The organism is Nocardia sp. NPDC005998 (genome assembly GCF_040614395.1).
Classification (GTDB): Bacteria; Actinomycetota; Actinomycetes; order Mycobacteriales; family Mycobacteriaceae; genus Nocardia.
In genome coordinates this window covers 20008-33850 of sequence record NZ_JBEXUI010000026.1, presented here as the reverse complement: position 1 = coordinate 33850, position 13843 = coordinate 20008, and the positions used below count along the sequence as shown (strand labels likewise).

Here is a 13843-nt window from a genome sequence, read left to right as displayed (position 1 = left end):
CCTCATGTCCCCGGCTTCCACGACAGCTTCACCGTCAGATGGCCCTCGACCGATGTCTTTGCGATCACCGCGCCGGCCTCGGCGTTGAGCTTGATACCGAACTCCAGATCGACCGCGTCCGGTTTCAGGCTGCCGTCTCGGAACACCGCCAATGCGGCCGCCGCGGCCCGCTGGACGTCAGCAAGCGCATCCTCGAAGCGGCGATTCACCTCCACCACACCACCGCGACCGACCCGCTGCACACCGGCATCGGACGGATCACCCTCGACGACGATCACGCCACCGTCGCCGGTACGGAAACGCAAGAGTTCGCTCATGGTCCAACGGTACCGGTGTTCCCTTGCGGCGCACTATCTTTGATTCATGATCGGAGTGATGCTCGGACTCGGCGCCTATCGCGACACCGCGCGGCTGAGCGCCGCCCGGGCACAGCGCATGACAGGGCTGGAATTCGTTGTCATCGAACAACCACCACGGAACTTCCCGCCCGAGGCCTTCCCTGGATACGCCAAACTGTCGCTATTCGATCTCGTGGCCGCCGATCACATCTGCTATCTGGACGCCGACGCGGTCGTGCTGCGCGAGTGGCAGCCCGCCGCACTAGCGGACCGTGTCGAGTTCATCTGTGTCCGCGACCAGTTCATCGAGCTCTACCCCGACTACGACGCTGATATCCCGCGGCCCACGTACTTCAACTCCGGCATGTTCATCGCGAATCGCCGCGCCCATCGCCCCGTATTCGATCTCGCGACAAAGCTGTGGCGCGACAACGTGCGGCCGCTTCCGATCGAGGATCAGTCCGCCCTGAACTACGCGGTCCGCACCCTGGGCACCCCGACATACTTCCTGCCCGACGAATACAACTATCTGCGTGCTCACCTCGACGGTCGCGACGCGGACCAGGGTGTGGTGGTCGCCCATTACACCCCGTCCGGGATCGCCCACGCCCACCGCAAGCTCCTCGACCTACTGCGCCACCAATGAGCGTTTCGCGAAAGCCGTTGGTCCGCTGTGAACGCCGACATCCGTTCCTGGATCGACATCTGGAACGACAACCCATGCCCCTACGTCTGGACCAAGACCGCCGACCAGATCCTCGAATCCATCGCCCGATACTGCCAGCGAATTAACGACTCACGACATTAGACCGTCTCGGACGGGTCGGCTGGCCACCGTTCCGGGTTTGCGATCCCGTGGTCGCAGCTATGGACGCCCATGTCGCAGTCGGTCCGGGGGCGTACTGGTTGTGCTGACGTATGGCTCAACAGTCGAGGGCCTGCTGCGATGATGTGCGCATGCGCGTGCTCATGCCGGTTCCCGACCACGACTTCGACGTCACCGAGGTCGCCGTGCCTTGGCGGATCCTGACCGACGCCGGACACGAGGTCGTATTCGCCACCGAGCGCGCGGGTACGCCGCCCGCGGCGGATCCGCGGCTGTTGACCGGAGTGATCTTCGGTCAACTCGGTGCTGAAGCCGAGCCTCGGACCTTCTACCAGCAGCTTACTGGCACACCGGAGTTCACGGCCACGGTCTCCTGGTCGGAGGTGGATGTGGATGACTTCGACGGATTGCTCCTGCCCGGCGGACATGCCCCCGGCATGCGGCAGTACCTGGGCTCGGAGACGCTGCAGCGGCAGGTCGCAAGGTTTTGGACCCTGGGCCGGCCGGTGGGCGCCATCTGCCACGGTGTCCTGGTCCTCGCCCGGTCCGAAGATCCTGCTACCGGCCGTAGCGTGCTCGCCCAGCGCCGCACCACCTGCCTGCCCAAATACATGGAGCGCATCGCGTATTTCAGCACCGCATGGCGACTCGGGCGCTACTACCGCACGTATCCGGCCTACGTCGAGGACGAGGTCCGCGCGGCTCTCGACGACCCGGACACCCAATTCCGGCGCGGCCCAGTCGAACTCACCAGACGTGGCACCGCCACCGACGACACCACCGCCTTCATCGTCGAAGATCGCAACTATCTCTCCGCACGCTGGCCAGGAGACGCCTATCTGTTCGGACGCCGGTATCTCGCACTGCTGGAAGGCACCGAGCGCTGAGATCATCAATGTAGTGACCGGCGCAAGGTCGCCGACCGCCTCGAAGCCATCATCAACTCCGTCGGCACCTACACCGACGACCGCGCCTGCCGCCCCGTGTCGGCCGCGTGCGGGCCCGGACGTGGTGAGCGTCGGCGGGTCTTCGGGTTGGTCGGCGACACCATGCGCGAGTGCGTCGGGGCTGAACTCGGAATCGCGCGTGCTACACCGTGGGCAGGGCTGCAGCCGTCGAGGAGCCGGCCCAGTCGGCGGTGAGTGCCCCGGCCAGCGCCCAGGTGCGGTGCTGATCGTCCGGACCGGCCAGTTCCGTGGTGGTCAGCACGACCTCGGTGGCGCCCGCGTCGTAGTAGCGCTGGATTCCGGCGGCGATGGTCTCCTCGTCGCCGATGAGCGCCAGTTCCGCCGCCCGCGAGGCACCTTCGAGTTCGATGACCCGGCGATAGGACGGCACCTGCTCGTAGAACGCCAGGTGTTGCGCCGCCGTCGCACGGGTGCCCTCGACATCGGAGGTGACGACTGCCGGGACGAAGGCGACGATGCGCGGTGCGGTTTCCGAGGTCTGCGTGATCACCGGCACGATGTGCTCGCTCAAGGTCTTCGGGCCCGCCAGATACGGCAGGGTGCCGTCTGCGAGTTCCCCGGTGACGCGTAGTGCTTGCGGCCCCATCGCGGCCACCAGCACCGGTACGCGTGGTTCTGCACCGGGAACCGTGGTCGGCAGCGAGGGTGTGACCGTGAGCAGTTCGCCGTGGAAGCTGGCGGTGCCCGTGTCGAGCAATTCCCGCAGCGCGGTGAGGAACTCGCGCAAGCGGGTAATGGGCCGGTCGAAGGCTGTGCCGAACGCGTCGGCGGCGAGCGTCGAACCGACGGCCAGACCCAGGTGATAACGCCCGTGCGTCGCGGCTTGGGCGGTCTGCGCCTGGGAGGACACCAGCAGCGGATGGCGCCCGACCACAGGGATGGCCGAGGTGCCGACCTGTACGCCCGGCACCTCCCGGCCCACGATGGCGGCGAGGGCGGGGGAGTCGTAGTCCATCCGCTGTCCGAACCACACCGACTCGATACCCAGCTCGGCGACCGAGCGGGCCTGCGCCACGATCTGGTCAACGTAGTTGCCCGAATTCGAGGCAGCGAGCGCAATTCCGAGAGTCATGCCAGGGGCAACCTGCGTACGCGAGCGCCTGTTCCCGAACGGCGAGATGAAATCAGCTTGATCACAAGGGTTTTCGTCGTCCGGGAGTCTGTGGGCCGATTCGATGCCGCAAGATTTAACGGTTCGAGAAGGTGTGTTACCCCGCGACCGCCGCGGCTTCGTAACGTTTGGCTGCCGCTGCAACTTCCGGGGCTGCAGCACACAGTTCGTACTGCGAGCGACACCCGCTCGAAACACTTTCTCCGCATCAAGACAGCGACAACTAGCCGAACCAACAATGCGGTGTAGCGACGGGGGAGCGAAGACTGGACATACCTACCGTAGCCACGCTCGAGTGATGGCTGTCACATTTCCGATGTAGCGGAACATCATTCCGCGATCGGAGAGGATGAGGCATGGGGATGTTGACTTGGCGTCGCGGCCGGGCGGACAGTGGACGACCGGAGGATGCAAGACACTCGCCCGGACAGTTGGCCGCCTACGGAGCCCAGCACATTCTGACGATGTACGGGGGTGTGATCGCCCCACCACTCATCGTCGGCGGCGCGGCCGGGCTATCCGCCACCGATATTGGGCTACTGGTGACGGCCGCCCTATTCGTATCGGGCCTCGCCACGCTGCTGCAAACCCTCGGAATCGGACCGTTCGGCAGCCGATTGCCCATCGTGCAGGGGGTTTCCTTCGCGGGCGTATCGACCATGGTCGCGATTGCCACCACCGGCGGGTTACGTCCGGTATTTGGCTCCATCATCGTCGCGGGGGTAATCGGCCTGGTGCTGTCATCGTTCTTTGCGCAACTGGTGCGATTGTTCCCCGCGGTGGTGACGGGCACGATCATCACCGTGATCGGCCTTTCACTGATGCCGGTCGCCTTCAACTGGGCCATGGGCAACAACTCCACCGCACCCGACTACGGTTCCCTGGCCAACATCGGATTCGCCGGGCTGACGCTGCTGATCATCCTGGTGATCAGTCGCCTGTTCCAGGGCGCGCTGTCGCGATTGTCGATTCTTATCGGACTGGTGCTCGGTACCATCATCGCGGCGTGCGCAGGCAAGGCCGATTTCTCCAACGTGGGCGACGCCCGCTTGGTTGCGCCGCCGCAGCTGCTGCACTTCGGGTCGCCGACCTTCGAAATCGGGGCCATCGTCGCGATGACAATCGTGATTCTGGTGACCCTGATCGAAACCACGGCCGACATCCTCACGATCGGTGAAATCGTCGGGACCGACGTCGATGCCAGGCGGGTGGCGGACGGGTTGCGAGCCGACATGCTGTCGACGACGGTTGCCCCGGTCTTTGGATCCTTCACCTGCAGCGCGTTCGCACAAAACGTCGGCCTGGTCGCACTGACCGGAATCAAAAGCAGGTTCGTAGTAGCAACCGGCGGCCTGATTCTCCTACTGCTCGGTCTGCTCCCGGTGGTCGGCGCGATCGTCGCCGGAATTCCGTACCCGGTACTCGGCGGCGCCGGACTCGTGCTCTTCGGATCGGTTGCGGCGAGCGGGATTCGCACCCTGTCCCGGGTGGACTACCAGGACAACCTCAATATGATCATCGTCGCGGTCGGCATCGGCTTCGGCCTCATACCCGTTGCGGCACCAAAATTCTGGGACGCCCTCCCCGAAAAAATCACAGTGGTCCTGAACTCCGGAATGAGCGCCGCCGCAGTCGCTGCCGTCCTCCTCAACCTCGCCTTCAACGAATGGAAATTCGGCAAACGACCGGGTTCCTCTGTCTTCGCCGCCGCCGCCGACGAGCGTGACCGGCTCGACAACGACGCCAAGCCGTAAGCAGCCCGATCCTCATACGGTGACGCGATGGGCACTGTCAACCCAACGTTCAGTGTGCCCTGATCGAACAGGCGGTTAGGCCGAAAAATAAGCCCAGGCAAGGAAGTTCGAAATCTCTCCGGCCTGGGTGCCGGTCACCATCAAAGATCACTTGGCGCGCCTAGTAGTTTGGTTCGGTGCTGACGACTGCAGGGGAGGTCAGACTAAGCGAGCATCCACCGCCTCCTCGAACGCGCAGTAATTAGCCGAATTCCGGACATGCGTCGATCCCCTGGCGGGGCCGAGCGGTTACTCCTAATCGGTGGGGGCCGCATGCCAGTGGTGTGAGAGTGCCGTGCAAGAGCCCGGTGCAAAGGTGGACCGCATGACCTGGCATAGCGGCTATCGGGCCGATGGGAGAACTTTTCTGGTTACCGGTGCGAGTGCGGGCATCGGATATTTCGTCGCTGAGCACCTCGCGGTCAGCGGTGCCACCGTGGTGGTCGGCTGCCGTGACACCGCCAAGGGCGACCTCGCGATAGGCGCGATTCGGGCACGGGTTCCCAGCGCTCGTCTGCGGTGCGTGCGCATGGATCTGGCGGACCTGTCCGCACTACCCGCGACAGTCGACGCCCTCGGTGTCGACAGCCTGGACGCGGTCGTGCTCAATGCCGGAGTCCTGCTATCCGGCCTCGATCGCCGTATGAGTGCCCAGGGACATGAATTGATGTTCGCGACAAACCATCTCGGACACTTCGCTCTGGTTGCTCATCTGGCGCCGATGCTGACCGCAGCCGCGAACAGTCGGGTGATTACGGTGGGCAGTTTCGCCGCGCGGTCGGAGCGGCTGGATCTTGACGATCTGCAATCCGAGCACAACTATCAGCCCAAACGCAGTTACGGGCGATCGAAACTGGCCCAGATGCTGTTCGGCTTCGAACTGGATCGCCGTCTGCGCCGACACGGGGCCAGCACCGCCAGCATTGTCGTCCATCCCGGCGGTGCCCTGGACTCGCTGACCCCGTCACGGCCACCGCTGTTCGTCCGCACCACTGCTCAGCGCCTGCGTGGGCTGCCGGCAGGTGTTGTGTTGCATGGCAAACACGCGGCGGCCGACAGTATTGTCCGGGCCGTTCTGGACACTGAGATCACCGGCGGGCAGCTTTGGGGGCCAAGGGTTTTCGGTCTTCGTGGACAACCTCATAGGGAGGTACCTCAGGCGCATATGACCGACCACGACACCGCCGCCAGACTGTGGGCCGTCAGTTCAGCACTTACCGGCGTCGATCCGCTCGTGTGCCCATCTGCACCGGTCCGGTCATGACAGGCCCTGTTTCGACGCCGCGACGTCCCGAATCGTCATGGCCGACGCCTCGCAATCCCACACAGCTCGCGTTCGATCCCGGCGATCGTGCACGTTCGAACGTACGTCGACCCATAGCTCTAGGTCGATGTATGACGAATTCGTCAACCGGGTTGTATCGAATATGTGGGCGCTGGGGGACGACGGCCCGGGCATCGGTGCCGAACTTGGGGCGATGACCTCCACAGCGTAGTTCGACGTGGTCATGCGCAGATAACCCGAAATTAGCCAAATGGTGCCGGTTCCACGGAGTAGCCTACGGTCCATGAGCGCATGCGAGGTTTGCGGTAACGATTACGCTATGCCGATCGTCGTCGAGGCTCAGGGAATGCGGCACGTCTTCGACTGCTTCGAATGTGCGATCCACCGCATGGCACCCATCTGCGAGCACTGCAACTGCAAGATCATTGGCCACGGTGTGGAGTCAGACGGCCGATTCTTCTGCTGCGTGCACTGTGCCGTGTCCGAGGGTGCCAAAGGCTTGGTCGACCACGTGTGAGGGCGGTGTCCTCCCGGAACCGGTCAGTCGCATGGAGTTCGAGCTGCTCGGTGTCGGGGCGATGAACTCGCCGCGGTACCGTCCCGCTGGGCTGTTGTTGTGCTCGTCTGGGCGGCGGATCATGTTCGATGGTGGTCCGGGTGCCGTGCCCGACGGCCGTATCGATGCCTGGCTGATCACCGACAACCGTGCCGAGGTTGACATCGATTGGCCACGGTTCCGGCTGAAGTTTTCGTATCCGCGCCAGCAACCACTCGAGCTCGGCCAGCTCTACAGAACCTCGATCCGATCAGGCTCGGGCAGCGCCCGTGGGCGCTCATCCGTATACCAGGCGTACTCGATTCCGCTGAGCCTGCCGTTCTCGACCCACAGGATGACCTCACCGACAGGTGCCCCGTTCCGGTCCGTGACCGCTCCGCTGGCAAAGATTCCGTCCGCCGATCCGGATGCTGGCACCGCACTGGGCAGCACCGACAGGTCAACGCTGGGTGAACCGACACCCCAGGTCGTCACGACCTGCACGAACGGGATCTGCGACAGGAACTCGCCCGCACCGGCGGCACCGGACGACAGCAGCTTGGTGACGACGCCGGACTCGAGCTCGGTGAGCACCCGCGGCTGAATCGGTGTAGTACTCATCGCATTCTCCTCGGTTCTCGCGCTACGTCACGGAATGTACGCGGTGCCGATTTGAAGACGCCATCGATCACGGCGCTGCGAATATGGACGGTCTGGCCGATGATCGTGCGCACCAGAGGATTCGACCCGTTGTACACACCGTCCGGTACACCCTGAACGCTCTCGATGATCTTCTTCATCGTCGCCTCCTCGCCACCCAGCCACTGCACCAGCCCGTCCAGTTTGTGCTTCGGCACGAAGACGTGCCTCATCGCCTCTTTGTCGAGCGCGTAATCGTTCCCTGGTTCGGGATATTGCTTCAGTCACGCGATGGACGGTGTAGGAATGGGCAACTTTGACGTACAACATCGATGGCTTGCGAGCCACGACACCCCTCCATTCGGCAGCAGCACCGACCACACGCACCCGATCGACCCGACACCCGGCTATCCCACCAACATCCCGAATGATGCAATAGCACAGTGGTTTTAGCCTTGCATGCCACAGCTGTACCTCTCGCAGCAGATTGCGGAACGTGTGATGTCGCGGACTCGCGGAGGTAATCGGGGAGGAGCAGATTCGTGCGTGTCCATCATCTGGATGGCGGGGGGGACGCGGCCTCAGAATGGTGTTGTCGAGCGGTTCTTCGGCACCTTGAAGTACGAGCATCTGTTCCGCGGCGCGATCGCTGATGGTGACAAGCGAAACCGCTCGATAGGCGGCATAGGATGTCGGCCAGGCCGCGTGATCGGTCTCCATTTGCGCTCAGTGTGACTGTCGCGGAATGGTTTCAACCTTGGGTGAGCGCGGTCGCGAGCCTGGTGTTCATGCCAGCCGAAGGATCAGTTTGCCGCGGGGTCGGCCGGACAGGCTCAGTTCCGCGGCCGCGCGCCAGTCCTCCAACGGGAAGCTGCGGGCGACCGGCACCGTGAACTTGCCCTCCGCCGCCAACTGAGCGTAGTCGCCCAGTATGTGGCCGGGGTCGTGGATCGCGTTCTCGCTGAACTGGGTTCGCACGCCCAGTTCGTGGGCCGCGGCGAAGTCGCTGACGGTCAGTACGTCTGCTGGTTTACCGACCGCGCGGACGACCTCGGGCAGGCAGTTGCTCACCGGTGCCGTGTCCAGGGCGAGCTCGACCCGGCCACCGGCCAACTCCAAGACCCGCTCGGCCATGCCCTCGCCGTAGGCGATGACCTGGGCGCCCAACGCGCGCAACGCATCGGCATAGGTTGTGCCTGCGGAGGCGATGACCCGGGCTCCCCGCTGCAACGCCATCTGCACCGCGGCATATCCGACGGTGGTTCCCGCGCCATTCACGAATACGGTGATGCCGTCGGCCGATTCGGGGACGCCGAGACCGGCCAGGCCGTGATGAGCCGTCTCGACCGCCATCGGCAGCGCGGCGGCGGCAATCGGGGCGAGGCCCGGCGGGCGTGTGAACCAGCGGTCCAGAACTGCGTGGTCGGACGCGCCGGCTGTCGATCCCTGGAACGGTGCCGGGCCGAGAACCGGGTCGCCGACCTCGACGCCGGTCACGTCTGAGCCGATCGCATCGACGGTGCCGGACACCTCGAGTCCGATACCGCGGGGGAGGGTGTCGGCGAACAGGCCGTCGCACAGCGCCCAGTCGGCGGGGTTCAATCCGCAGGCCTGGACGGCGATTCGGATCTGACCTGGGCCTGGGGCGGGAGTCTCGGTCTCGTCGAGCCGCACGACGTCGAGTGGGGAGCCGTATTCGTGGAAGCGAAGGGTGCGCATGAAGTCTCCTGATTAGTGACAGCAGATGCTGTCATCACTCACCGTAGCTGACGACAGCATCTGCTGTCACTATGCTGAGGACATGGCACGATGGGAAGGCAATACGCGCGGTCGCCTGGAGCGAGCGGCACTAGACCTGTTCACCGAACAGGGTTACGACCGTACGACGGTCGCGCAGATCGCCAAGCGCGCGGGCCTCACCGAACGTTCCTTCTACCGCTGGTTCCCCGACAAGCGCGAGGTGCTGTTCGGCGGCGAGGACCTCGAGAAGTGCTTCGTCGCCGCCATCGAGGCGGCTCCCGAAGGCGCGGACCCACTGACCATGCTGATGGCCGCATTCGGCAAGGCGCCCGAAGTGATCCGCCCCCGCGAGTTCCTGCGGGAGCGATCGGCGGTCATCGCCTCCAATCCGCCTCTGCTGGAACGCGAACTGATCAAACTCGCCGACCTCTCACAGGCCCTGATCTCCGCCCTGGAGCGCCGCGGTGTCGAGCCCCAGACCGCACAGCTGGCCACCGACGCGGGCATGGCCATCCTCCGCCAGACCGGCCGGCGGTGGATGTCCGACGAAAATGCCGATCACACCCAACTTCTGGCCGACAGCGCCGCGGATTTACTCGCCGTTCTCACCGCAAACACACCGAACGACTCGACGAACAGGGCGGGTCGCCACAGTTGATCCGTGGCTCGCGACCGAACGGCTGCTGCGCTCGCGCTCGATCAGGATCGTGTACAGCCTGATTCAGGCGTTCTCCGCGACCCGCGAATGACCGGAGCTCGGCATGTGCCTGGATGAGATCGAAAGCGACACCTCCGATCTCGATTCCTCGATCCAGGAAGTAGGACTGTTTCCATCCTCGCGGGTCAACTCACGAGGCATCATGCAGCGCAACGGTTTCCGACGCACTCTGCTTGCATCACGTCAATGTCGGACGCCGTTCCTTCGCGCGAAGGAGGTGGTTTTGGCAAACGTACCTCTAAACGCATGCCCCCGAAATATTCGGGCCTGACCCATTATTAATGGCGGTATCGTGAGTGACCACCTCCTAGTCGCGTACGCCGAAGCAGTCTGTCCGACCGGCACTCATGCTATCAACTGGCTCGAACTGCGTACCCCCGAGAGTGGTGAGCACAACTGGCTGCTGTCTTGCGTGCTTCCTGACTCTGCGACGTGAGACACGGGCTAAGCCCGCTATGCGGCGGTCTCAGAAGTGTATCCGCGCGGAAGATACGTCTGAGCTGCGTTTCTGTGCTTCTGCGGCAACGTTGCTCATCGATACCCTTTCCGAAGTTCTCCTGGCTTGACCAGGGGCGCCAGATCAATGTCAGCGTGCAGGTTTTGAATGCGGTGGCGCGGACTTTGTCGTTGGATGCGGCGGAGAAGGCGCATCTGGATCGGCTTGCGGATGTGCCGACGGTGCCTACGGCGCACGCGGGAACCGCTCTGCCGGAAGAGCTTCAGGTGATTTTGGATCATTTGGAGCCGTTGCCGGGTGTGGTGCTCAGTCCGCGTTATGACGTGCTGGCTCATAATAAGTCCTATGAGCCACTGTGCCCGGGTTTCGTGCGGGGTGAACGGAATGTGGCGCGTCGGGTGTTTCTGACTCCGGAGTGCTGCAATACCTATCACCATAATTGGGATGACTTGCGGCGTATGGTCGGATACCTGCGTGGTTCGTATGCGAAGAATCTGGGTGATCCGAGTTGGGAGGATTTCATCTCCGAGTTGTGTTCGGAGAGTGAGACTTTCGCTTCTTTGTGGGCTCGTAATGATGTGGCGGTCCCGGCGAGTCGGACGAAGCAGATCCGCAATCTGGCGGTGGGGGAGTTGGAGATGTTCTTGACGAGTATGAGTTTGCCGTCGTTGCCGCATGCGTGGATTCAGGTGTATGCGCCGACTGATGAGGTGGCGTGGGGGAAGTTGCGGGAGTTGTTGGCGATGACCGAGGAGCAGCGTCAGCTTCGGTGGATCGAGCACCGCGAGATGTATCACGCTGCTGCGGGGTGAGCTGTCGAGGTGTACGAGCAGAGGTAGGCCGCTGATCTGGTGCGTCGGCGGCTGCCGCCGACGCGGCCACGAATAGCAGATCCGCGACCACGGAGTGGCGCGCGAACGCGTCAGCGTCCCCGCAAGTTCGCCGCTGACCGCGACGATGCCGCGGCGATTCACGAGCTCATCGGACAGTTGCTGCACCGCGCTGTACCCGAGCAGCGGGGCGTGGCGCGGCTGCCGTGTCGTTCCGATCGGCTCAGCGCGACCGCTGCTACTGTCGGCCCGGTGCGACTCGTGTCGAGTATCGGTGCGGTGCTATTGACCTGTGTGTTTGTGCCGTTGCCGGGACTGTCCGGGGTAGCGACCGCGCAGGGCGGGCAGGCGGTCGGAGACGACTGGTCGGCGGTCTCCGAGACATTCGAACCCGAGAACTTCCGCGCCGCCCCGTACCTGGGCAACGGGCGCATCGGCGCGATGATCCCGCCCAGCGGCGGCGGATATCAGGACTACGGCGCCTCGGTGCGCACCTCGTTCCCCTTAGTGGAACCGCGCTACACCGGAACGTATCTCGCGGGCTTCTATGCCATGAAGTCCATGTCGTGGAACAACACAGAGGCGATCGCTGCGCTCCCCGCATGGTCGGGCCTGACCGTCGACGTCGCGGGCCGAACCTACCGGGCCGACGTCGACCCGGACACGCTCACGCACTACCGGCAGCGCCTGAACTATCGCGATGCCACCGTCACCACCGAAGCCACCTGGACACCCGACGCGGAACACCGGCTGGATCTGACCTACCGGACCTTCGTGTCACGGGCGCAGCAGAATCTCGCGGTCCAGCAGCTCACTGTCATTCCGCACTACTCGGGGCCGCTCACGGTCACCGACCTGATCGACGGGGCCGCCGCGCGTCGGGTCACCCCGATGACGGCGGCCTCCGATCCGAACCGGGGGCAGACCACGGTCGGCGTGCGCGCCGACGGCACCGACCGCACCGCCTTCCTGGTATCCACGGTCACCACGCCCGATGAGCTGGGTGCTGCCGCGCTACCTGCGAACGGGTCGACGGCTGGCACACGATTCGACGGCACCGTCGTGGCGGGCCGCAGTTACACGGTCACCAAGTACGTGGGAATCGCCTCCGGCGCGGACGGCGTGGACCCGCGCGCGATTGCCACCGATGTTTCCGAATCCAGCGCGGCGCGTGGTTTCGCCGCCGCCCACGCCGAACACGCAGCAGAGTGGGATCGCTTGTGGCAGCCTGCCATCGAGATCCCCGGCCGCGACGACTATCGGGGCTGGATCCGGCCCGCACTGTATTCGGTGCTGTCCAGCGTCCGGGCCGGACAGCGGTGGTCCGTGCAGCCCGCGGGGTTGTCCTCCGACGACTATGGCGGCCTGACCTACTGGGACGCCGAGACCTGGATCTTCCCCACCCTGCTCGCGCTCTATCCCGAATTGGCCCGCACCGTGGTGGATTTCCGCGTCGCGGCGCTACCGCAAGCCGAGGCGAACGCGCGCGCCTTCGGGCTGACCGGCGCATTATTCCCCTGGAACGATGGACCGACACAGCGGTGCGCGTCGCCGTGGGTGTGTGGACTGGTCCAGGAACATTTGGGGAACGAGATCGCGCTCGCGCAATGGCAGTACTATTCGGCCACCGGCGACGAGCAATGGCTGCGTGACAGCGGCGCGCCGGTGATCACGGCTATCGCGAACTACCAGGCTGCCCGCATCGGCCCGAAGCTGCCCGACGGTCGCTACCACTACGCGCCCGCGGCGGGCGCCGACGAATACGTCTCGGCTTCCGTGGACAACGCACTCACCAACGTCGGAGTGATGGCGACGATGCGCACTGCGATGTCGGCCGCCCAGCTGGCCGGACTGCCGCTGAACCCACGGTGGGCCGATATCGCCGCCCATATGGCGATGCCGCCGGACATCGTGCCCGGGGTGCCCGCCGAGTATCTCGGGTACCAAGGGGCGAAGATCAAGCAGGCCGACACGGTGCTGATCAGCTACCCGTACTCCTATGCGGCACCGGGCTATTCGCCCGAGGCGACACTGGCGTACTACTTCGACCGCACCGATCCCGACGGCCCCAATATGAGCAACAGCGTCGGCGCGATCCTCAGCGCGCAGTACGATCCCTGCCGCACTCAGCAGTTCCTCGATCAATCGGTGCAGCCGTATGTCCGACCGCCATATGGGTTCCAGTCCGAGGCACGTGGCGAACGGTCGGGTGCGAATACGGTCGGTCAACCGGCGTGGATCTTCGTCACGGGTGCGGGCGGATTCCTACAAGGTTTGCTGTACGGACCGAGCGGGCTGCGTTGGGCCGAGACGGGTCCCTGGCTGGACCCGATGCTGCCCAGCGGGTTTCCCGAGGGGATGACGGTGCGCGACCTTGCGGTGCGCGATAGCAGGTTGACCGTGCGCATCCGACCGGAAGGTACAACAGTCGACGTCACTTCGGGTGGTCCGGTCACCGTCGAGACGCCCGGCGGCCCGGCGACCATCCGTCCGGAAACACCGCTGACGCTGCCGACCAGGAGCGCCTGTCCCTGACCCGGAAGACATCGCACGACGAACGGTCTCGTCGTGTTCTGCGTGGGCCGGAGCATCGTCCATTGCGG

General features: G+C 64.5%; 12 protein-coding genes and 1 pseudogene. 8 read left to right on the top strand and 5 right to left on the bottom strand.

The window, feature by feature from the left end:
- Positions 1-2 precede the first annotated feature (2 nt).
- The gene (locus ABZ293_RS28515; protein WP_355185591.1) at positions 3-317 is read right to left on the bottom strand and encodes a CU044_2847 family protein; all 315 of its coding nucleotides are present in this window, start codon (positions 315-317) and stop codon (positions 3-5) included.
- A gap of 46 nt (positions 318-363) precedes the next feature.
- Between ABZ293_RS28515 and ABZ293_RS28510 the strand changes: the two genes are divergently transcribed.
- The 3 genes and pseudogenes from ABZ293_RS28510 (at position 364) to ABZ293_RS28500 (ending at position 2051) form a co-directional block, all read left to right on the top strand.
- On the top strand, positions 364-984 hold the full coding sequence (locus ABZ293_RS28510) for a glycosyltransferase (protein ID WP_355185589.1): 621 nt from the start codon (positions 364-366) through the stop codon (positions 982-984).
- A 21-nt stretch (positions 985-1005) separates the two neighbouring features.
- Positions 1006-1146, top strand: a pseudogene (locus ABZ293_RS28505) (IS630 family transposase); the annotation flags it as partial.
- A 149-nt stretch (positions 1147-1295) separates the two neighbouring features.
- Positions 1296-2051, top strand: coding sequence for a type 1 glutamine amidotransferase domain-containing protein (locus ABZ293_RS28500; RefSeq protein ID WP_355185587.1), 756 nt, complete (start codon positions 1296-1298; stop codon positions 2049-2051).
- 202 nt (positions 2052-2253) lie between these two features.
- Here ABZ293_RS28500 and ABZ293_RS28495 read toward each other — a convergent pair whose 3' ends face one another.
- A complete protein-coding gene (locus ABZ293_RS28495) occupies positions 2254-3204 on the bottom strand; it encodes a TIGR03564 family F420-dependent LLM class oxidoreductase (RefSeq protein ID WP_355185585.1) in 951 nt (316 codons plus the stop codon).
- A 395-nt stretch (positions 3205-3599) separates the two neighbouring features.
- Between ABZ293_RS28495 and ABZ293_RS28490 the strand changes: the two genes are divergently transcribed.
- Together ABZ293_RS28490 and ABZ293_RS28485 are read left to right on the top strand one after the other, a co-directional pair.
- Entirely contained in the window at positions 3600-4997 is a 1398-nt protein-coding gene (locus ABZ293_RS28490) for a nucleobase:cation symporter-2 family protein (protein WP_355185583.1), read from the top strand.
- 364 nt (positions 4998-5361) lie between these two features.
- Entirely contained in the window at positions 5362-6300 is a 939-nt protein-coding gene (locus tag ABZ293_RS28485) for an SDR family NAD(P)-dependent oxidoreductase (RefSeq protein WP_355185581.1), read from the top strand.
- A gap of 808 nt (positions 6301-7108) precedes the next feature.
- Here ABZ293_RS28485 and ABZ293_RS28480 read toward each other — a convergent pair.
- From ABZ293_RS28480 to ABZ293_RS28470, 3 genes are all read right to left on the bottom strand, one after another.
- Entirely contained in the window at positions 7109-7477 is a 369-nt protein-coding gene (locus ABZ293_RS28480) for a hypothetical protein (RefSeq protein WP_355185579.1), read from the bottom strand.
- Positions 7474-7728, bottom strand: coding sequence for a hypothetical protein (locus tag ABZ293_RS28475; RefSeq protein WP_355185577.1), 255 nt, complete (start codon positions 7726-7728; stop codon positions 7474-7476). The genes ABZ293_RS28480 and ABZ293_RS28475 overlap by 4 nt, the downstream gene beginning before the upstream one ends.
- A 553-nt stretch (positions 7729-8281) precedes the next feature.
- Positions 8282-9214 carry an NADP-dependent oxidoreductase gene (locus ABZ293_RS28470; RefSeq protein ID WP_355185576.1) on the bottom strand — a complete coding sequence of 311 codons (933 nt, stop codon included), beginning with the start codon at positions 9212-9214 and terminating at the stop codon, positions 8282-8284.
- Positions 9215-9296: 82 nt separating this feature from the next.
- Here ABZ293_RS28470 and ABZ293_RS28465 point away from each other — a divergent pair, with 82 nt between their 5' ends.
- The 3 genes from ABZ293_RS28465 to ABZ293_RS28455 all read left to right on the top strand — a co-directional run bounded on the left by ABZ293_RS28465 (position 9297) and on the right by ABZ293_RS28455 (position 13775).
- The gene (locus ABZ293_RS28465) at positions 9297-9893 is read left to right on the top strand and encodes a helix-turn-helix domain-containing protein (protein ID WP_355185574.1); all 597 of its coding nucleotides are present in this window, start codon (positions 9297-9299) and stop codon (positions 9891-9893) included.
- A gap of 570 nt (positions 9894-10463) precedes the next feature.
- Complete coding sequence (locus tag ABZ293_RS28460; protein ID WP_355185572.1) at positions 10464-11222, top strand: transcriptional regulator; 759 nt, start codon at positions 10464-10466, stop codon at positions 11220-11222.
- Between the two features lie 270 nt (positions 11223-11492).
- A complete protein-coding gene (locus tag ABZ293_RS28455) occupies positions 11493-13775 on the top strand; it encodes a glycosyl hydrolase family 65 protein (protein WP_355185570.1) in 2283 nt (760 codons plus the stop codon).
- Positions 13776-13843: the final 68 nt, after the last annotated feature.